The sequence below is a fragment of the Salmonella sp. 2020_1459 genome, assembly GCF_043847915.1.
Classification (GTDB): Bacteria; Pseudomonadota; Gammaproteobacteria; order Enterobacterales; family Enterobacteriaceae; genus Salmonella; species Salmonella enterica.
Map to the genome: position 1 here is coordinate 444,048 of NZ_JBCMFA010000003.1, position 21,499 is coordinate 465,546.

Here is a 21,499-nt window from a genome sequence, read left to right on the forward strand (position 1 = left end):
GCGGTTATGTGAGCGTTGAATAATCATTTGAAACGTAACCAATAATTATTGGTCCGATTTTGTGTCTAAAGGAATCGCTAACGGAGCAGGAACTGGCTGCAATGTCTGTGGATCGACAGCCAGATAACGCCCGGTTTTACTGTCGATACCCACATAATCGATAAGCTTGCCTTTGGCATAAAGCACCATTGTCTGTTTTGCAAATGCCTCATATGCGCTGCTCAGTATTTTCACTTTATCCGCATAATTTGCTGCGAGATTATGCGTTTCCAGGGGGTCACGTTGCAGGTTGAATAATTCCCATGGCGCATTACCCGCCTGTGGGAATACTGTGACAAGACGACGCAATTTCCATTCCCCATCTATCCAGGCCGCCTGATTATGGAGTTCAACACCATATTGTGTGCGAGGCGCGTGCAGACTTTCACCGGTCAGATAGCGTTTAAAACTCACGCCGATCATTGGCAGTGTCGGTCTTTCAGATAATGATTTACTGGCATCAATACCTGCAAATTCATAGAGCGTGGGCGCAACATCATACGCCGCCATCGTGGCGTTATCTATGGCGCCATGATGGATGATACCAGGACCGGAAATCATAAAACTGGTATTAATTCCCCCCTGACCGCTGGTCGTTTTGTGATAGCGACCATAAGGCGCATTGCTGACATCAGCCCAGTGGGGACCATAAGAGATAAATGAATTTTTACGACCAATATTTTCGTAACGATTATCGAATTGCTTCCAAAAATCTGGTTCAGATTCATAGTGAAAGCCCTCTGCCGGATTCACCCCATTATCACTTAAGAAGACCAGAATCGTGTTTTTATCGCGCCCGGTCTTTTTTAATGTCTCAATAACGGTGCCAATCTGTGCATCCATATTGGCGATCATAGCAGCGTAAACCTGCATCACCTTCGCCGTATATTTCTGCTGTTCCGGGGTCATCGCCTGCCATTCTTTATCAAGTTCCAGTCCTGGCAGAGGTATGTCATCACGCAGGAAACCCAGTTTCTTCAAACGAGCAATACGCTGACGATAGACGTCTGCATAGCCCTGTTCATACTGACTTTTAAAACGACTAATCCATTCATCCGGCGCCTGCAGAGGATCATGTGGCGCAGTAAAGGCCAACCACGCGAAGATAGGTTGTTCCCGTGGCGTCTCGCTGATCCAGCGATTAATCTGGCTGGCATAGGCTTCGCTGGAGTAAAAACTGGAGGGCAGTGAAATGCGCTGATTGTCACGGGTATAATAGGTATGAAATATCTCCACGGTTCCCAGCGGCACGGCATCATCAAAGTGACTGGCGCCTCCCCCCATCAAGGCGAAAGAATGACGAAAGCCCCGATCTTTTGGCGTCGAGCCTGGCGTAAAACCAAGATGCCATTTACCCGCCATCAGCGTATTGTAACCAGCATCTTTAAAGCGTTCAGCCATGGTCGTCACCCGATCAGTCAGGCGCAATTCATAGCCTTCCTTACCTATGGTATTTTCATACCACCACATACCGCCTATACCCGCTTGCTGACTGGTGTTCCCGGTTAATAGCATCGCACGGGCGGGAGCAGACATGGGAGACGTGTAATATTGACTCATCCGCACGCCGTTCTCAGCCATCGCCTGCAAATTAGGCGTTGGGATTTCCCCACCGAAGGGAGTGATATCAGAATATCCCATATCATCAGCGATAATCACGATAATATCAGGACGTTCGTTTTGCGTACTGTGTGCCGTACCGGAGAAGATAATGCTGAGTGTGGCAAGTGTTACTTCTTTTTTCACGGCTTATTCTCCATTTCAGACTACGGGTGTTGTACAAGAGCGGCAGGCAAATGCGGCAAGAGGGACCATCAGCCCGAAAATCTGCCCATAACGTCAGCACGCCAGGCCTTCAGTCCATTCAGATTCCGGGGCCAGGCGCGTAGCGGAGCCAGAATCTCCGTGAAAAAAGAGTAATAGCCGCTACAAAGTCGGTTGTAGCCGGCACTGTTGATATGTGCGGGGCAGCCTCCCTGGCAGACTATTTTCACAGAACACCGTTGACACTCCCGGCGCTGGCTTTTCTTAATACCAAAGGGAAGCCGGGTTGCGGAATCTACGGCTGGCGCTAACGTATTATTAGAAAGCTGTCCCAGGTAATGCTGGCTATTAATCAGATGATCGCAGGCATAGAGTTTGCCGTCCGGCTCCATGACCAGATTCGTGCCGCAGCGGGCGGAATGGACACAGGTGGCGCTGATATGCGTAAAATATTGTGCCCATGCCTGTTCAATGTTGATCACAAAAACCCGTCCCATATCACCGCGTTTGCGCCATTGACGCCAGATATCAATCATGAAACGTCCCCAGTTATCCGCACTCAATTGGTAACGTTGCTGTAGGGCGTTGCCTTCGTCCATCAGTGGCTGAAATTGCAGATAACGAGCGCCAAGGCTAACAACATGATCGTAGATGGCTGCCGCATGGCGAGCCATGTCATCATGCACGACAATCAGTACATTAAAATCGACTCGATAGTGTTGTAACAATGTGATTCCCCGCAACACCGCCGGATAGCTGGCCTCGCCGCGTTTGCCCGGACGATGATGATTTTGCAAGTCTTCACTGCCCTCAAGACTGATGCCAATAGTAAAATTATTGTCGCGAAACAGACGGCACCAGGCATCGTTTAACAACGTCGCATTCGTTTGCAGACTATTACTGATCGTCACGCCGTCAGGCGCATATCGTTGTTGAAGCGCTATTACCTTTTTATAAAAACCGATTCCGGCTAAAAGCGGTTCACCGCCTTGCCAGACAAAATTAATTTCACGCGCACTGGCAGGTTGCGCCGCAATATAGCGACAAATAAAAACCTCCAGCGTTGATTCATTCATTTTTTCTACGGGCGTTTCGCCCTGTGGGTAATAACAATAGCGGCAGGCCAGATTACATGCAGGGCCTATGGGTTTTGCCAATATATGAAAGGGTATCTGCGCGCGATATTCCGTCATTACGGGGATTTGTTGTTGCCGTAATGTGTTGAGATTCAACATTATTCTGTCCTGTAATTCTCATTTCTGATGCGGAGGCATGACTCACATTTCGCAATAGCGTTCGTCTGGCGCTGCGGGCAGAATGCCGAGAGCAGGCTGTATCTATTGATACGCCGGTTTTCTGCATAGCGCATGACGCTATTGAAACGTTATTTAGCAAATCCTGTCTGAGCCAGAAATTAAGTCTCTGTTAACCTGCGCTATTACAGAAAATCATAGAACAGTCGTCTCAAAAGAATATCGTCCTGAAGGACGAGAACTCACGGCATTTTCAGGAGATGAGTCAACCGCGACAGAAAAAAATCATATTAATAATTTTAAATTATTTTTTAGAAAACCAGACAGGATTTAAATTAAAATCATTTATTTTCAAGATGTTATAAAAAATACCGCAACATACGTCACATTATTAACATGTGAATGATTGTGTTAACCGAATGTAAATTGTATGTTTCAGCATACCACTATTTTACTGCGCCCCGACGCGCTCATCCGGATGGAAGGAGATAACATGTCAGCCTTATCAACTACTGGCCATAATGACGGGATCACTCTCCATTGCTTACAGAGCATTGCGCAACTCATTCCTCTGTCGTCGGCGGTTTTTTATCGTGTTAATGCTTATTTAAAGCCGGAAGCCTATGTTTTACATAATATTTCTAATAGCACACACCAACAATATCTGGAGCATTTTCAACCATTAGACCCGCTATCGCCTTCCCGATTCGGCCAACAGGTTATTACAGTAGCGACGATGACGCCCGGCATCTGTGCTCGTCATCGCCATTATTATCATGAATTTATGCTACCTAATCATGTGTGCGACATGATTGAGATCTTTATTCGTCGGGGCCATCGTATTATCGCGGGCATTTCATTAATGCGCGATATACCTTTTTCCAGCGAAGAGCGTTTGCGAGCCCAGGCAGTACAACCATTACTGGGACTGTCAATTCATGATTCTCTTCAGGAAGACAACGATCTGGCGTCAATATTGACCGCCAAAGAGCGTGAAATTGTGGGAATGGTCTGCGAAGGGGCCAGCAACAAATTGATTGCCCGTCAGTTGAATATTTCTCTCTCAACAGTGAAAACGCATTTACGTAATATTTTTGCTAAAACAGAAGTGATAAATCGCACGGAACTGGTTTCCCGAACCAGAATGTCCTCGGTACAACATTCACTGAATATGTGAAAGCGTTCTTTTTAACCCGCGTCAATTGCGGGTCTTTTCCCCATATGTCATATATGCCTGAATTAATACCACCCTCTGAGCTGATGCCGCAATAAAATGTCATATTATCTGGCGTCGGTATCCTGTTGCAGCCATTGATTCATGGCCTGATTGATCATATTTATCACACTAAGCAGAAGAACACGCTGGTGCCGCTCAAGCCGCAGATAACGGCGCAGCGGCGGCATTTTACAAACCACTTCGCTCGCAGCCCATAGCTCAATGCTGCAATACCATTCCTTATGATGTAAAACCAGCGTGAACCGACGATAATCCAGTTCACTCAGAGCCTGTTGTAAATTGGGGAAACGATTAAGATAGTTAATCAGCCCGGCGGTACTTTTACTGCCAGTAAAAATGACGGGATAACGTTTCAGCCATCCGGGCTGATGAGCGCGAATTTTGCCCTGCAAAGGATAATTGATTGTGCCTTTCACCCTGAATTCACAACTGTGAATACTGGCCATGAATAACCGTTTTTGCTGAACATGGCAGATAACCTGGGTAAATGCATTCAGATGCAGCACGGCGCTATGTTCGGTCAATTTTTCACAACGCCAGCCGCTCAAATCACGTAACACCATATTCATTAATGCGTTCTTAAACCAGGGGACGGAGGACATCTGGCGTCATCTCTTCATTGTTTCGCTTTTCATAATTGCCCATAGCCCGTTCCACGACCTCTTCTACCGGAAGCGGGAGGAAAGGATTAACCCGTTGCACACATAATGTCCAGAATAAGGCATAGGCGGCAGTCAATCCAAGCATAATACCGAATGGTATAAGTACATCCCGACTGTTCATTCCTGGAGGCGCGATATTAATAATGGCGATAATAATACCCACGCTCGAAATAATCTGAGGTAAGGGAAACCAGGGGGCCCGGTAAGCGCGTGGTAAATCGGGGCGCCGAATACGTAAGATAACGACCGATAACGTTACCAGCAGATAAGCTACTCCCCAGGCGCAGACCGCAGCGAGGATCAGCGGAACAATGTGGTCGATATCACCGTTCAGATACCAGGCATGTAAACAGGGAATCGCAACACCGAATGCGATGGCGATGACCGGTGTTTTAAAGCGGGGGTGCAACCAGGTCAGAAACCGCGGCAAAGCGCCGTCCAGCGCCATGCCGTATATAATACGCGGTACTGCCGCCATTAGCGTATTAATCGTCGCACATCCCGCTAACAACAACCCCACGCCCAGCCAGTATTGCCCGACATGTCCCATGACACGATTGGCAAAGGCGGGAATAGCCATCGGCGTATCCAGTAAAAAGATATGGTTTGCCGCATCGACCACCACATTATTTACCTGCCGGTTAATCGCAGCGCCATAGAGGAACATACAACCTGCCACCGCTAAAAGGCCAAGCGCCATCGCTCTGGGAATCGTACGATGCGCTTTTTTAATTTCCGGCGCCATTGGCGTGACCAGTTCACAACCGACGAACATAAACATCGCCATGCCTATATAACCAAACAGACCAGAAAGATTACTGACATCAAGCGGTGCGCCAAACCACCCGGAATGATAAGTGACCGGGGATAACAGGATCCCGCATAAACCGAAGATGGTCAGGGTAGTCCACATACCGAATGTAAGAAACACTTCCACCTTGCCAAATACTTCAACACCAATGGCATTCAGTATCCCGAAAACCACTACCATGCCGACGCCAACCATCCAGGTATTGTGCTGCATGGCCACGTGTTCGCTAACAGACTCAAAGTTCACCAGCGCCATGACGCCAGCGAGAATCGTTTCTGCCGTGCCGGCAAAAATGTGTACGATCAGGTAAGCGCAAAGCGCACCGGTGATAGCGAAAAAACGCCCCATCCCGCAGGAGATATAGTCGTAGACGGAGCCAGTCGTGGGAATGAGCGTTGCCGCTTCGGCAAAGGTGGTAATCTGCGCTTGCATCATAATAAATGCCAGTAATACCGCAAGAGCAAAGGTATCTCCCCCTGAGCCAAAACCACTGGTCACGGTCAGGATCACCGGGCTTGCCATAATCAGCCCAACGGAGCTGGCAAGCGTCGTGGGGAAACCAATAACGCCACGTTCAAGATGGCTGGCAAGTCTGTTTTTAAACATGGTCAACCTCTTCACTATTATTACAACAATAAATTACCGCTCCGGAATAACGCTTATTTATGGCAGGCACCGTATCTAACAGGTATCGTCCTGAAGAGGGATAACGGTAAATAACGTTGTGACGCCGTCCCCGCATGCGCTAATAGCAAGTGGGGAGCGCGTTATTCTCCCCAGTGATGCCAACGCTACTGACGAACAATTAAAGGATTCAACCCTGCTTATGGCTTTCAACTTTTGCCAGATAATGTTTTACAAAACGGGGCGTTAAAACTTTCCATGCCACTTCGGTTCCCTGTTCAACAAACCAACTATCGCCTGGTGAAAAACGTATCGGTTCCTGACCCGCAACAGTGAGTTCCACTTCCCCTTCCAGCACGGTTGCGTGCTCGGTAAAGGGATAAATCATAGTGAAACCGCCGCGGGTCGATGAAAACAGTCCACAGGTAAATACGTCCTCAGGTTTACCGTAAATCATCGCAACGGCGACCTGGGGATCGCCTTCTGTTGGCAACGCCCCCAACAGGCTGACACTCCCGATTGGCTGTAATTCAGGAACAGGTTGATTGAGTTTAAAAGCGTGCATTAATGTTCTCCTGGTTAATTCCGGCCTTTCCAGAAACCGGCTGTTTGATGTATCAGTTTTCCCGCACTGACCAGCAATAGACGTAGACTGTCGCGACCATAAATTGTCGCGTGGGGAATGCTACTCATCAGACGATACCGCTCGGAACCGCCATTTATTCCTTCGGCCAGGATTTTGCATACAATATGGGAAGGCGTGACGCCAAATCCGGAATAACCCTGAACATAAAAAACATTATTGTGTTCACGAAGCGTGCCAATCTGCGGAAACAGATTCGCGCTACAGGCCATCGGTCCGCCCCAGGCAAAATCGATTTTAACGTCTTTCAAATAAGGGAAGACCTCCGTCAACAGAGTGCGGTTCCAGGCAGCAAAATCGTGCGGGGTATATTCAAGAAACCTTGTGGCGCTGCCAAACAGCAGACGGTTTTCTTTTGTGAGACGGTAGTAATTTATCACCGGGCGGATATCACTAAAAGCCCCGCGCAAGGGACTGATCCGCTCAACAAGCTCGCTGGAGAGAGGTTCTGTAGAGACCTGATAAGAATAAGTAACCAGCGTTTTCTTATAAATTTCTGGTTCCAGATTATTGAGAAAACTATCACAGGCCCACAGCAATTTGGCCGCTTTTACGCTGCCCATCGCAGTACGTACCCGCACAGTTTTACCGTAACTGACCTCAACCACAGGTGAATATTCGAATATCTTCACCCCCAGCGAATTCGCAGCCTGAGCGGAGCCCAGCAATAAATTCAGCGAGTGGACATGCCCTCCCCCCATATGCTTGAGAACACCGCAGTAGACGTCGGAACCAATAACCTGCTGCACGTCTTTACCGGTATAGAGTTCAATATCATCTTCCGGCGTAGCAGCTTTGAATTCTTTTTCCCATTGTTGCAGCGTTTTTAACTGCCGCTGGTTGTAGGCCAGATAACCATATCCGGGGACAAAATCAGCATCAATATGGTATTTACGAATTCGCTCCCGAATAATACCTGCGCCGAGGTTCGAGATTTTAAACAGCGTCTCCATTCCCGCTGCGCCTACATATTTTTTAACGGCTTCGATGTCGTGACCTATACCGGCCATCACCTGACCGCCATTTCGCCCGGTGCCGCCATACCCAAGATGGCGGGCTTCCAGAACGACAACATTAGTGATCCCCTGCTCCGCCAGTTCCAGCGCGGTATTGATGCCTGAAAAGCCACCGCCAATGATCACCACATCGGCATCAATATCCTCTTGCAGAGCAGGAAAATGCAACGGGTATTTTTTCGTCGCGCCGTAGTAATTCAACGCATCGATTTTTGTATTCATCGCGTTACCTTGTCATCACGCTTGACTAAGACAGCTATCACAGCACGGTAACGTTTTACAAAATATCGTCCGGAAGAATGACGTTCTTTGGAACGATATTCAGTTCCAGGCAAGTATGTTGAGATGGAAAAACGTACATTCCTGACCTACAGGCACTTCTGATGAGCGACGTGACATTACTTGCCGAAGTAACGACTTTTTTACGCCAACGACACGGACAATTTATTGCAGGTGAACGTCAGGCCGGAAACGGCACGAACTTCTCGGTCACTAACCCAGCCACCGGCAAAATCATCGCCGACGTTGTGTCGGCAACCCCTGCGCAGGCAGAAGAGGCCATGCAGAGCGCCAGACGGGCGTTTGATGTCTGGCGTAAAATGCCAACGTTACAACGCGGCGCATTACTGCTGAAACTGGCTGATACTCTTGCCGCTCATCGTGAAGAGTTAGCTCAACTGGAAAGCGTCTGTTCAGGTAAAACGATTATGCTGTCGCGCGGTCTTGAACTCGATCAGTCAGTGGCCTTCCTGCGTTACTTTGCCGGTTGGGCAGGAAAAATAACCGGTGAAACGCTGAATGTCTCCCTGCCATCAATGGGAGAAGAGAGATACACCGCGTTTACCCAACGCCAACCCATTGGAGTGGTCGTCGGTATTGTGCCGTGGAATTTCTCCATTATGATTGCTATCTGGAAGCTGGCCGCAGCGCTGGTATGTGGCTGCACCATCGTCATTAAACCAAGTGAATATACCCCGCTGACACTGCTGCGAGTCGCTGAACTGGCTAAAGAGGCAGGTTTCCCTGATGGCGTAATTAACGTGGTAAACGGTGTTGGCGGTGAGATAGCGCAACAGCTGATCGCGCATCCAGATTGCGCCAAAGTGAGTTTCACCGGGTCAGTCGCGACAGGTGAGAAAGTCCGGCGTTCGGCAACATCGTCAGGAAAACGCGTTACCCTCGAACTGGGAGGGAAAAATGCGGCGCTGTTTCTCAATGATCTCTCGGCACAAGCCATGGTCAACGGTATTCTTGAAGCCGGTTATCTGAATCAAGGACAGATTTGTGCTGCCGCAGAGCGTTTTTATCTGCCCCAGGAAAAACTGGATACAGTCATGACGCTCCTCAGGCAACGGTTATCGGAGATCGTGCCCGGCTCGCCTTTAGATGAAAAAACGGTGATGGGCCCGCTGGCGAATCAGGTTCAGCTTGAAAAAGTGCTGCGTCTGATTCAACGTGCACGGGAAGAAGGGGATACCATTGTTTACGGCGGTGAAACTTTACCCGGCGAAGGGTACTTTTTACAGCCGACAGCGGTAAAAGTGCGTAGTAAAAACAGTACGCTGATGCACGAGGAGACCTTTGGCCCTGTCTGTAGCTTTATCGGTTATCAGAATGAAAAAGAGGCGCTTTCGCATATCAACGCTTCGCCATTCGGCCTTGCTGCAAGTGTGTGGTCGGAAAATATGTCTAAGGCATTACGCTACGCTGAAGATATTGATGCTGGCATGGTGTGGGTCAATATGCATACCTTCCTCGATCCCGCGGTACCCTTTGGAGGGATGAAAGGATCGGGTAGTGGTCGTGAATTTGGCAGCGCGTTTATTGATGACTATACCGAACTTAAATCTGTCATGGTCCGTTATTAACCATCCTGAAAATGATGCAGGCAGATCAACCATACCGAAAGGTGGACTGTCTGCCTGATTATCAGGTTCGCTCGCTGCGTTTTTTTGCTTTTGGGATAATGTTAAACGCCCGGCCCGGCGTTCCTTCCTGCATTACTAGCGCCATCTACCGTTAGAGTAGGCTATCTCCAGCCTTAACGGTTCAGACTCATCCTGTAACATCGCTTCCAAAGACAACGCCAGCGTCTGATGATGGGCATCTTTTACACTGACTTTCAACATGTTGATGCTCGGTTCATAACGTAAAATAGCAGCGCGAAGCTCACGGCAAAACCAGTTGAGAACCCGTTTGTCACCCACATTCACCTCGTGCCATTCCGGCATACCCCGAGTGAGCAGCGGCGGTAATGTCTCGCCACCTGGCACGGCGCAAGAGTTGAATAAACACATTAACTTGCAGCGTACCAATTCATGTGGGCTTATCCCCTCAACCAAGAGCCTGTCGAATAGCGCGACCGGAATGGTTGGCGTCATCATCATTTCCCTATCTGGTCCATCGCCAGATCCCATACTGACGCTCTGGACTCCTGTTGAGCGCCGTCTGATTTCTCGGCAGTGATTTGCCATTCGATTTTCGTGAAGTTCAGCGACATCGTTTCCACCGGCTTACCGCCGGCGCCGCCGCTAACACTGAGTTGTGATATCAGCACGTTTGTCAGGGTATAAACGATAAGCGACCGCATTTTGCCGCCGTCATTGTGGCACAACGTCAGCACCGCGGTTCTAATTAGCCTCCCGCTACAGCAGTACTCATTGAGCACAGGCGTGGCGAGGTCGACAAATTTGGTGAGCGACATTTCACCAACATGTGCACGCCCGGAGGTCCGCTCCGTGAGGCTAACATCGTTATTTACCTGCATTGCCACATTGTGGCTATAAGACATGATCTCTATCTGATCTTCAAAGCCTTCAACCTGGCTTTCGCCTTTGATATTGTCGAGCTTTAAAAAAATCGCATCCATGATTTATCTCCTTGTTGATCAAGTGGCAGTTCAGCAGCCAGACGAATATCGGCGGCCAACGCTTGTGACTCTTATTAAAAGCGCAACGACCAAAAAACACAGCGTGAAAAGCGCCAGGTTTGCAGGGATTTTGCCAACGTTTACCCACGTCTGATGAACGTTATTCCGCTGGTTGCAATGCAATAGAAGGTTTTGGCCCGCTGTGGCCAAATACAATTGAGGTTATACTGAACGCTCTCTGCCATATTCAATCCCTTTTATCGCAAAGTATCCCTGGTGCCGGTATCACAGCGTCGTTATTCAAAAATTGACATTTCAGAATAATAATCAGCTATATATAAAAAACACATCAAAAAGCAAATATCAACTTAATTTTTACTTATTTAATAAAAAAATCCAAATTGATTTACATCAATTAACACACACAAAAACATTAAAAATCAAATGGTTAAATAAAAATTAATCACTATGGAAATTTTATTTTTCTTAATACTCACATTATAAATGTTATTTGCTTATTTTCCTGTGAACACTAAAAAATGATTTAAATCAAAAAAACAAACTATTCTCGTTGATTAACGTTTTGACCGAAATAAAAAAGATTTTATACGTCCCGGGATAATCTCCCTTTCTGATGGACAATATGCATTAACAAGCGGGCAAACAGGTAACTTCTGCCCGGGTAATCCGTTACCCGACTGATATTAACATTGTCATGAGGTGATATCATTTGCCCGGCCAGCCATAATCATCCGGAACCGGCGCTACGCCACGAACATCAGGACGGAGCATTTTTTGTCGATCCTCTTCGTCATCCACCCAGACACTGGCTATCTCTTCACAGGTTGCAAACCATACGCCATCATGCCCTTTAATATGTTCAATCAAACGTGACAACATCATCATATGATGCCCATGACCGATTATCTGCGGATGAAGAGCCATCGCATATAAGCCGTTTTCCTGATGGTTATAAGCATAGGTAAAAATATCCTTCCAGCGTCGCAGAACACCGTCAGTATCGCTCATCCCCTCCTGGTTGCCGGTATACGCCAGTGCGGGAAAATCATCCAGATACCAGCTAACAGGAATTTCCAGAATCGCGCTGGCCGGGCCTGCGATATTTCCCGTTTCCCAATTCACCTGCCAACGTTGAGGATGGTAAGGCACAAGATCTCTCGCCATCAGGCTACTGTCATAGAGAAAACCGGCTTCCTCCAGAAGATCCAGCGTATTCTCGCTATAATCCCAATAGGGAGAACGGTATCCCACAGGACGTATGCCGAAATGTCTTTTATAACAGGCGAACGCCAGATCCATAAGTCGGCGTTCTGTATCACGATTCACCAGCGTCGGATTTTCATGATAGTAGCCATGGTGAGCGATTTCATGCCCGGCATCAAAAATCGCTTTACTGATTTCCGGGAAGGTGTCTACAGTGTGTCCGGGAATAAAAAAGGTGGTTTTGATATTATTTTCTTTGAACAATTTCAGAAGCCTTGGTACGCCAACTTGTGCACCAAACTCTCCTCGTGACATAAAGGATGGCGACGGTCGATTAAATCCGCCCAGCCATAAAGACTGAGCATCTACATCGACACCAAGATTGACCGCAATCCTTTTACCCTCAGGTAATTTTAAATATCCCATAACGACCTCCAGCTAATACATAGAAGGGACACATTCTGTTATTTAATGTGTGATGGCCAGATATTATATATGCCTGCTTTTCTGCGTCTGTCCTTGAACGTTGTTGCTGCCCCCCCAAGTCTATTTTCATATAGAACATCGAGGTTAATTTCTCCTGAAATGACATCCTCTTGATTGACGTGCGCCTCTGCGATAATACCTTGTGGATTTTTCCACACGACATCACAGGGGCTTAAAATTGAACTTCGGGCCCAGCAGCCAGGCAGTGGCCCGCCCGGGTTTCCGCCCAGGCAACAGTGAACAAGATAAATTTGATTTTCAATACAACGTGCGTGGCAACAATGCCTGACTCGCCAAAATCCCTGTTCAGTAAACGTAGCGGAAGGCGTTAAAATTAACTCCGCACCCTGTTCCGCCAGCGTCGCGGCACACTCCGGTATTTCTGCTTCATAACAAATATTAAAACCCACCTTTGCAAATGGCAGTTGAAAAACAGCCATTTTATCGCCTTCCTGAGTATACCAACCCCGTTCAGCCGGGAAGATATGCGTCTTACTGTGAGCATAATGTTCGCCATCGGGTCCCCATATATGCGCAACATTCTCATAGCGATCTGCTCCAGTCTGCTCCAGATGAGAGCCAGCAATAATGAACTGTCCTCTTTCTTTCGCTTCCTGTTGAAAAAGCTGCTTATAGGCATCCGTGAACTGATCAATTAAAGTAAGGTGTGAAATGGGTCTTTCTTGCCATTTTTTCAATAATGTAAATAACTCAATGGTAAATAGCTCCGGGAAGATAACGACATCAGCCCCCTGACTTTTATTAAGAAGTATCCTTACCTTTGTTATGAAATCTTCAAAAGTGTTTATTTCGGTAACAATATACTGACAGGCTGAAACAGTAAAATTACGTGACATCGTGATATCCCCGGCATGAAATTTAAACTTAAATTAACGTATAGCGCATGGAGAATATTAGGGAGCGGACATTACGACATCAGGTTATTTTTTGTGAAGCTGCGCAAAATATATGGAGAAAAGAGTAGAAGCATTGAACCTTTATTTACATAAAGGGGACTTTATCGATGATCGCAGCGAGACAGAGAGTCGATAAAAATCCAGGCGAAAAACAATAACCCTTACCACAATATTATTTTCAGCATCTGAAAATAATCAGGCAAACTAAATGATAACGCGCTGGTATAAAACCAACGCGTATTTTTACCGATAAGGGTAATGAAGACGGCCACCCGAAGGTGGCCGTTAGAACCCGGTAGCGCTTCGCTTATCAGGCCAGTGAAACCGAGACAGCTTTAGCGGTGAGACGCCAGCGGCTGTTCCGTCATTGGCGGGTGGTGCTTTTCTGGATCTTTAATCAGTACCCACAGGATGATGGCGCCGATAATATCGAACAGACTGAGTGCAATGAAGAACGGGCCGTAACCGATAATAGCGACCAATGCCCCCATAAACAGGTTGAAGCTTAACTGTCCCATCCATGCCGCAGATCCTGCCAGACCGGCAACCGTCGCGACCTCATTTTTCTTGAACAGGTCAGCGCTCATGGTAATCACGACGGTAGACAGCGTCTGGTGCGCAAAACCGCCAATACTCATCAATGCAATGGCGACATACGGGTTAGTCGTAATGCTGACAAAACCGATCGAAATCATCAAAACAGCGCCGATGGTAAAACTACAACGACGCGCATTGATCGTGGTCATGTGCATCTTTTCCATGAAGAACTTCGCCAGGAAACCGCCTGCAACGCAGCCAAAGTCCGCCGCCAGGAATGGCAGCCAGGCAAACATGGCGATCTCTTTTAACGGCAGATGCATCACGTTAATCAGATACAGCGGCATCCAGAAACTCAGCGTTCCCCATGCCGGGTCAGCCAGAAAACGGGTAATCGCCAACGCCCAGAAGTTACGCTTTTTAACGATCTCTTTAACGGCCGGTTTTTTATTATCGTCCTGGAGATAGCTTTCCTGGCCGTCTTCGATATAACGCAGCTCTTTGTGGGTGATCCACGGGTGTTTATTTGGCGAGTTATAAATCAGGAACCAGGTGATGGCGAACAGCACGCCGATCCCACCGGTAATCACAAACGCCATTTCAGTACCGATGCCGCTATCAGCAAAGGTCAGCATCGCCCAGACCACCAGCGGCGGCGCCAGCATCGCACCAATCGAAGTACCGATATTAAACAGGCCCCCCGCAATACCGCGTTCTTTCGTCGGGAACCATTCGGCGCTGGCTTTAATCCCGGCCGGAATCGCTGACGCTTCGGTCAGCCCCATCAGACCACGCAGAAATGCCAGACTTATCCAGCCGCCGGCCAGCGCGTGCGCCATGTTGATCAGCGACCACAACAAGGCAAAGATAAAGAAGCCGATTTTCAGTCCGATGACATCCATCAAATAGCCGGTGATCGGCTGCGCAATGGTGTAACAAAGCTGGAAGGCGCTCACCACCCAGGAATATTGTTGCTCATCAAAATGGAGTTCTTTCATCATCGCTGGCGCCGCAACGCTAAGCGAGCTACGGGACAGGTAGTTTACGATGGTCCCTACGCAGACCAGGCCGATAATCCACCATCTTAATTTTGTCATCTTCATGATAAAGCCTCGTTAAAAAACATTAGCTCCGCGCCGTCTGACCTGTAGCGGGAAAACTGAAATCACAAAAATTGGTTGACCAATCAATATTTTCTCATCCGGACCGGTCAAAATCTGGCGGCAACTCCCGCCCTTAATATTCTTGAAATAAATACATCAACTCATTTCAAGTTGAATGGTGAATGCTTTTCACCCAGCAAAAATTGACACAGATCAAATAAATAAAATTGGCAGACCGTGAATGATGATATTTGTGATTTGGTTAGCCAATTTAGACAATAAGGTTGACATGAGAAAAATTTTGGTTGAATTTAGGGGTCAGAACGGGTTTACAAAGCACGTTTCGATGTTGGCTGGCAATGGGTCAACCACGAAGACGTTATCGCAAGAAGAGGAAACGAGATATGAAACAAACCTGGCGCTGGTACGGACCTAACGACCCGGTAACGCTGTCAGATGTACGCCAGGCTGGCGCAACCGGCGTGGTAACGGCGTTACACCATATCCCGAATGGAGAAATTTGGTCGATAGACGAGATCCAGAAACGTAAAGCTATCGTTGAAGAGGCGGGTCTGGAGTGGTCTGTGGTAGAGAGCGTACCTATCCACGAAGATATCAAAACCCACACCGGTCAGTACGATTTATGGATCAAAAACTACCAGCAAACGCTGCGTAACCTGGCGCAATGCGGTATCTATACGGTTTGCTATAACTTTATGCCGGTGCTGGACTGGACACGTACGGATCTGGAATACGTATTGCCGGATGGTTCAAAAGCGTTGCGTTTTGACCAGATTGAATTCGCCGCGTTCGAACTGCATATCCTGAAGCGTCCGGGAGCAGAAGCCGACTATACGGCAGAAGAAATTGCTCAGGCAGAGCGACGTTTCGCCACCATGAGCGAGGAAGACAAAGCACGTCTGACCCGCAACATTATTGCCGGTTTACCTGGCGCGGAAGAAGGCTATACGCTGGATCAGTTCCGTCAACACCTGGCGACGTATAAAGATATCGATAAAGCAAAACTGCGTGAACATTTTGCCTATTTCCTGAAAGCCATTATTCCGGTTGCCGACGAGGTTGGCGTGCGTATGGCCGTTCACCCTGACGATCCGCCGCGCCCTATTCTCGGCCTGCCGCGCATTGTCTCTACCATTGAAGACATGCAATGGATGGTGGAAACCGTTAATAGCATGGCGAACGGCTTCACCATGTGTACCGGATCTTACGGCGTGCGCGCCGACAACGATCTGGTTGATATGATCAAGCAATTTGGTCCGCGCATCTACTTTACGCATCTGCGTTCTACGCTGCGCGAAGAGAATCCGAAGACCTTCCACGAGGCCGCCCATTTGCACGGCGATGTGGATATGTATGAAGTCGTTAAAGCGATTGTGGAAGAAGAGCACCGTCGTAAAGCCGAAGGTAGCGACGATCTGATCCCAATGCGCCCGGACCACGGTCATCAGATGCTGGACGATCTGAAGAAGAAAACGAATCCGGGTTATTCCGCCATTGGCCGTCTGAAAGGGCTTGCGGAAGTCCGCGGCGTCGAACTGGCTATCCAGCGCGCTTTCTTTAGCAAATAACCTTCTTTCGCATGGCGCGACGCGTCATGCGATTTCCCCTACTCAATGCAATAGCAACATGCCTCGCCCCGGAGATCGCGGGCGAAGACGTCGAATGACAGGAGTTTGCAATGGAACAGAATATCGCCACCGCCCAGGTTTCCGTCGCCCGCCCAAACTGGGACAAATCACGTCTGGTATCCCGTATTGTGCATCTGGGCTGCGGGGCGTTTCACCGCGCGCACCAGGCGCTCTTTACCCATCATCTACTGGAAAAGAGCGACAGCGACTGGGGCATTTGTGAAGTGAACCTGATGCCGGGTAACGACGCGCGGCTGATCGCGAACCTGAAAGCGCAAAATCTGCTGTACACCGTTGCAGAACGCGGCGCAGAAAGCACCGAACTGAAAATTATCGGTTCAATGAAAGAAGCGCTGCACCCTGAATTCGACGGCCATGCAGGGATTCTGGCGGCAATGGCGCGCCCGGAAACCGCCATCGTCTCCTTAACCGTGACCGAAAAAGGCTACTGCACCGACCCCGCCAGCGGCGAGCTTGATGTCAATAACCCGCTGATCCAAAACGATCTTGCCCATCCACAGCAGCCTAAATCCGCCATTGGCTATATTGTCGAAGCGCTAAACATGCGCCGGGAGCAAGGACTGAAAGCTTTTACCGTGCTGTCGTGTGATAACGTGCGCGAGAATGGTCACGTCGCGAAGGCTGCCGTCCTCGGCCTGGCGAAAGCTCGCGATGCCGCCCTCGCCGCATGGATTGCCGACAATGTGACCTTCCCCTGCACCATGGTTGACCGCATTGTTCCGGCGGCGACCGAAGAGACGCTACAGCTGGTTGCCGACCAGTTAGGGGTTTATGATCCTTGCGCTATCGCCTGCGAACCCTTCCGCCAGTGGGTCATCGAAGATAACTTTGTGAATGGTCGCCCGGACTGGGACACCGTCGGCGCGCAATTCGTTGCAGACGTCGTACCGTTTGAAATGATGAAGCTGCGTATGCTTAACGGCAGTCACTCTTTCCTCGCCTATCTGGGTTATCTCGGCGGGTATGACACTATCGCCGATACCATGACCAACCCGGCTTACCGGCGCGCGGCGCTGGCGCTGATGCTTGATGAACAAGCGCCGACGTTGTCAATGCCGGAAGGCACCGATCTGGAAGGGTATGCGAATTTGTTGATCGCGCGTTTCACTAACCCCTCGTTGAAACACCGCACTTGGCAGATCGCGATGGATGGCAGTCAGAAACTGCCGCAGCGTTTGTTGGACCCGGTGCGCCTGCACTTGCAACAGGGCGATGACTATCGCCGCCTGACGCTGGGCGTCGCCGGATGGATGCGTTACGTCGGCGGTGTCGATGAGCAAGGTAAAACCATTGATGTCGTCGATCCGCTGCTCGCGCAGTATCAGGCGATTCATCAGCAATATCAGACGCCGGAAGAACGCGTTCGCGGGCTACTGGCCATCGAGTCTATCTTTGGCAACGACCTGCCGAAGAACCACGAATTTGTGCAAGCCGTTACCGACGCTTACCAACAGCTATTGCAGAATGGCGCGAAAGCCACGGTAGAAGCGCTGGCTAAGTAAGGAGATAAATCATGGCTACGTTTATGACTGAAGATTTTCTACTTAAAAACGACATTGCCCGCACGCTGTACCATAAATACGCCGCGCCCATGCCGATTTATGACTTCCACTGCCATTTAAGTCCGCAGGAAATCGCCGACGATCGCCGTTTCGATAACCTCGGTCAGATCTGGCTGGAAGGCGACCACTATAAATGGCGAGCGCTACGAAGCGCAGGCGTGGATGAGTCGCTGATCACCGGCAAAGAGACCAGCGATTATGAAAAATATATGGCCTGGGCCAATACCGTTCCAAAAACGCTGGGCAATCCGCTGTATCACTGGACGCACCTTGAACTACGCCGTCCATTTGGCATTACAGGTACGCTGTTCGGACCGGATACCGCGGAAAGTATCTGGACGCAGTGTAATGAGAAACTGGCGACGCCGGCCTTTTCCGCGCGCGGTATTATGCAGCAGATGAATGTGCGGATGGTCGGAACCACCGACGACCCTATAGATTCTCTGGAATATCACCGCCAGATAGCCGCCGACGACAGCATTGATATTGAAGTCGCGCCAAGCTGGCGCCCCGACAAAGTTTTCAAAATCGAACTGGACGGCTTTGTCGATTACCTGGGGAAACTGGAAGCGGCGGCAGATGTCAGCATTACCCGTTTCGACGATTTACGTCAGGCGCTCACTCGCCGCCTCGACCATTTCGCCGCCTGCGGCTGCCGCGCGTCCGATCATGGCATTGAAACGCTGCGATTTGCGCCGGTGCCCGACGACGCGCAGCTTGACGCCATTCTGGGCAAACGTCTGGCAGGCGAAACGTTGAGCGAACTTGAGATCGCCCAGTTTACCACGGCGGTGCTGGTCTGGCTGGGCCGTCAGTACGCCGCGCGCGGCTGGGTGATGCAGCTACATATTGGCGCGATCCGTAACAATAATACCCGTATGTTCCGCCTGCTCGGGCCGGATACCGGCTTTGACTCTATTGGCGATAATAACATTAGCTGGGCGCTCTCCCGTTTGCTCGACAGTATGGATGTGACCAATGAACTGCCCAAGACTATCCTCTATTGCCTGAACCCACGTGATAACGAAGTCCTGGCGACCATGATCGGTAACTTCCAGGGGCCGGGAATTGCCGGAAAAGTGCAGTTCGGTTCCGGCTGGTGGTTTAACGATCAGAAAGACGGGATGCTGCGCCAACTGGAGCAACTGTCGCAAATGGGACTGTTAAGTCAGTTTGTCGGGATGCTGACCGACTCCCGCAGTTTCCTTTCTTATACGCGACATGAATATTTCCGGCGTATTCTCTGTAACCTGCTGGGACAGTGGGCGCAGGACGGAGAGATTCCTGATGATGAAGCGATGCTAAGCCGTATGGTTCAGGATATCTGCTTCAATAATGCCCAGCGTTATTTCACGATTAAATAATCGCTATTAATCTGTGAGCACAGGTTTCAGGTATTTCGAGGGGCAGGAAGGCGGTAAGAGAGTGAGAAATTTAGCAGTAACGCACTTTTCCAGCCAAAGTCTGGCCGCCGATAAAAAGCAAAGAGGTTGCTGATTAATCCCGAATCACTTACTAAGGTAAGTGATTCGGGTAAACAAACACAGCCATCTTCTGCGTCATGCTTTTTTTCTCTGTCCGGAATAACTCCAGTGCAGAAAGTGTGATACATCAGTCCTGTTGATGATGGCTCCTGTTGGTTATACGGTAATAACTCATGACCTCACAGTGTGGTTTCTTTTAATAAATCGACAGCCAGCATTTCCAGCTGGTTAACCACCTCATTACTGGAGCGCTCCATTCTGTCGAGTTCTTGCGACATCGCATTCATATCGCCTGCGGCAAAATAGTTCAGCGCAGAGTGACCAGCGGTATGCACCTCTTTATGCGGCGCTTCCAGACTACGGAAACTGTAGTAATTGCTAAACTGCTGCCCTTCAAAACCGTAGTACCATTTCCCCAGCCGACACTGATCGTGCATCGTTATTTTACTGTTTATGTCTTTATTTAAGAGTAATTTGTAGACTTCCATTTTCCAGATAACATGGTCAACTTTGACAATATTCAAAAACTGCACCGTAGAGATGTACTGCATGACCGATTTCATGCTCAGCGATTTATCGATGACGATGCCAATAGACTCCACAATTTGATTTATGTTAGTCGTAATATTATCAATAACCGGCTGTTGGTTATCCAGCACCTCACTCACTCTGGCCGTATTATCTTTGATTACAGAGGTTAACGTACTGACGCTTTTCGAACTGTGTTTAACATCTTCGGACAGGTTTTTCACTTCTTTCGAAATAACGCTAAAGCCACGCCCGGCATCCCCTACGCGCGCGGCCTCGATCGCGGAGTTAATCGCTATCAAATTGGTCTGGTTAGCGATCTTCTGTATCTCTTTAATACACGCATTAATTTGCGTTAAGGAGGTATTTAAGTCGCCCATACGACAGCCAATATCCGATGAAGTCGTGCCAATTTCGGTGATAAATTCCACGAGCGATTTTAATGAACTTCTGGCTTTATCATTCTGTTCGTTAAGTTCATTAATGCGTTCTTTTTCAATGTTGAGCTGCTCACAGGACTTAATGATGGCATTACGAATGATATCGATCGTCGAGATCCCCATCAGAATTTTTTGACACAGTATCCGCTCATAAGGCTCAGGAGTATCCACCACCACGTCAGATGCATTAGCGCCAGATTCTGCTGCTGGCGGCGGTATTTTTACAACATTATTATTCCAGTGGCGCAAGCCTAATACTTTTTTAAACATATACCATTCTCCTTATTATATGTGGACATCCTGATCTATGCCTGGATAAAGTATTATCAACTCATGCTAACATAATGAAAAATCGGCTGTCATCTGCCATAACCATACGTTCACCAGAATAAGACAAAACGTCCACTAAACTTAAATAATTACAGAGTAAACTATTCAACAATACTATTAATAGTCATAATGGAAGTCGCTTCACTTTATACGGAAATATTATTTACAAGGCTGACAATAATAGTTGAATAATAATTAACTGCATTTACTTAGGTGTATCTATATCTCAGCCCGAAGATTGCAGACAGGGTTTAAACGCAAACTTTTGCAATAGAAAAATAACCTAACGTAAACTTTTTA

Annotated in this window: 17 protein-coding genes; 5 read left to right on the forward strand and 12 right to left on the reverse strand. The window is 48.5% G+C overall.

Going from position 1 to position 21,499, the window contains the following annotated elements:
• Nucleotides 1-45: 45 nt before the first annotated feature.
• Entirely contained in the window at nt 46-1,785 is a 1,740-nt protein-coding gene (locus ACH0VJ_RS10580) for an arylsulfatase (protein WP_000712459.1), read from the reverse strand.
• 68 nt (nt 1,786-1,853) lie between these two features.
• Entirely contained in the window at nt 1,854-3,038 is a 1,185-nt protein-coding gene (locus tag ACH0VJ_RS10585) for an anaerobic sulfatase maturase (RefSeq protein WP_000933437.1), read from the reverse strand.
• A 511-nt stretch (nt 3,039-3,549) separates the two neighbouring features.
• On the opposite strand from ACH0VJ_RS10585, the gene ACH0VJ_RS10590 reads away from it, so the two are divergent.
• Entirely contained in the window at nt 3,550-4,233 is a 684-nt protein-coding gene (locus ACH0VJ_RS10590; protein WP_001275359.1) for a helix-turn-helix transcriptional regulator, read from the forward strand.
• A gap of 104 nt (nt 4,234-4,337) precedes the next feature.
• On the opposite strand, the gene ACH0VJ_RS10595 is transcribed toward ACH0VJ_RS10590, so the two are convergent.
• The 4 genes from ACH0VJ_RS10595 to ACH0VJ_RS10610 form a co-directional block, all read right to left on the reverse strand.
• On the reverse strand, nt 4,338-4,895 hold the full coding sequence (locus ACH0VJ_RS10595) for a DUF3156 family protein (RefSeq protein WP_000100096.1): 558 nt from the start codon (nt 4,893-4,895) through the stop codon (nt 4,338-4,340).
• Nucleotides 4,873-6,372 (reverse strand): APC family permease, encoded by a 1,500-nt coding sequence (locus tag ACH0VJ_RS10600; RefSeq protein WP_079833532.1) that lies wholly within the window; start codon nt 6,370-6,372, stop codon nt 4,873-4,875. The genes ACH0VJ_RS10595 and ACH0VJ_RS10600 overlap by 23 nt, the downstream gene beginning before the upstream one ends.
• 208 nt (nt 6,373-6,580) lie before the next feature.
• On the reverse strand, nt 6,581-6,955 hold the full coding sequence (locus tag ACH0VJ_RS10605; protein WP_000542979.1) for a cupin domain-containing protein: 375 nt from the start codon (nt 6,953-6,955) through the stop codon (nt 6,581-6,583).
• 14 nt (nt 6,956-6,969) lie between these two features.
• Complete coding sequence (locus ACH0VJ_RS10610) at nt 6,970-8,271, reverse strand: FAD-binding oxidoreductase (RefSeq protein ID WP_001092825.1); 1,302 nt, start codon at nt 8,269-8,271, stop codon at nt 6,970-6,972.
• A 161-nt stretch (nt 8,272-8,432) separates the two neighbouring features.
• Between ACH0VJ_RS10610 and ACH0VJ_RS10615 the strand changes: the two genes are divergently transcribed.
• The gene (locus tag ACH0VJ_RS10615) at nt 8,433-9,917 is read left to right on the forward strand and encodes an NAD-dependent phenylacetaldehyde dehydrogenase (protein ID WP_001286391.1); all 1,485 of its coding nucleotides are present in this window, start codon (nt 8,433-8,435) and stop codon (nt 9,915-9,917) included.
• Between the two features lie 135 nt (nt 9,918-10,052).
• Here the strand turns inward: ACH0VJ_RS10615 and iraD are convergent, their stop codons facing one another.
• The 5 genes from iraD to ACH0VJ_RS10640 all read right to left on the reverse strand — a co-directional run bounded on the left by iraD (nt 10,053) and on the right by ACH0VJ_RS10640 (nt 15,185).
• Complete coding sequence (iraD, locus tag ACH0VJ_RS10620) at nt 10,053-10,433, reverse strand: anti-adapter protein IraD (protein ID WP_001805643.1); 381 nt, start codon at nt 10,431-10,433, stop codon at nt 10,053-10,055.
• Nucleotides 10,433-10,918 (reverse strand): Hcp family type VI secretion system effector, encoded by a 486-nt coding sequence (locus tag ACH0VJ_RS10625; RefSeq protein ID WP_000338749.1) that lies wholly within the window; start codon nt 10,916-10,918, stop codon nt 10,433-10,435. The genes iraD and ACH0VJ_RS10625 overlap by 1 nt, the downstream gene beginning before the upstream one ends.
• A 726-nt stretch (nt 10,919-11,644) precedes the next feature.
• On the reverse strand, nt 11,645-12,568 hold the full coding sequence (locus ACH0VJ_RS10630) for a polysaccharide deacetylase (protein WP_000540892.1): 924 nt from the start codon (nt 12,566-12,568) through the stop codon (nt 11,645-11,647).
• A gap of 38 nt (nt 12,569-12,606) precedes the next feature.
• Nucleotides 12,607-13,485: a carbon-nitrogen hydrolase family protein gene (locus ACH0VJ_RS10635; protein WP_000089254.1), complete on the reverse strand. Its 879-nt coding sequence runs from the start codon at nt 13,483-13,485 to the stop codon at nt 12,607-12,609.
• Nucleotides 13,486-13,880: 395 nt separating this feature from the next.
• A complete protein-coding gene (locus tag ACH0VJ_RS10640; RefSeq protein ID WP_000784371.1) occupies nt 13,881-15,185 on the reverse strand; it encodes an MFS transporter in 1,305 nt (434 codons plus the stop codon).
• 404 nt (nt 15,186-15,589) lie between these two features.
• Between ACH0VJ_RS10640 and uxuA the strand changes: the two genes are divergently transcribed.
• From uxuA to uxaC, 3 genes are all read left to right on the forward strand, one after another.
• Nucleotides 15,590-16,774, forward strand: a complete 1,185-nt coding sequence (gene uxuA / locus ACH0VJ_RS10645) for a mannonate dehydratase (RefSeq protein ID WP_000815479.1) — start codon at nt 15,590-15,592, stop codon at nt 16,772-16,774.
• 110 nt (nt 16,775-16,884) lie between these two features.
• Nucleotides 16,885-18,357, forward strand: a complete 1,473-nt coding sequence (locus tag ACH0VJ_RS10650) for a fructuronate reductase (RefSeq protein ID WP_000437132.1) — start codon at nt 16,885-16,887, stop codon at nt 18,355-18,357.
• A gap of 11 nt (nt 18,358-18,368) precedes the next feature.
• Entirely contained in the window at nt 18,369-19,781 is a 1,413-nt protein-coding gene (uxaC, locus tag ACH0VJ_RS10655) for a glucuronate isomerase (RefSeq protein ID WP_000190180.1), read from the forward strand.
• 299 nt (nt 19,782-20,080) lie between these two features.
• On the opposite strand, the gene ACH0VJ_RS10660 is transcribed toward uxaC, so the two are convergent.
• The gene (locus tag ACH0VJ_RS10660; protein WP_000475246.1) at nt 20,081-21,139 is read right to left on the reverse strand and encodes a methyl-accepting chemotaxis protein; all 1,059 of its coding nucleotides are present in this window, start codon (nt 21,137-21,139) and stop codon (nt 20,081-20,083) included.
• Nucleotides 21,140-21,499: the final 360 nt, after the last annotated feature.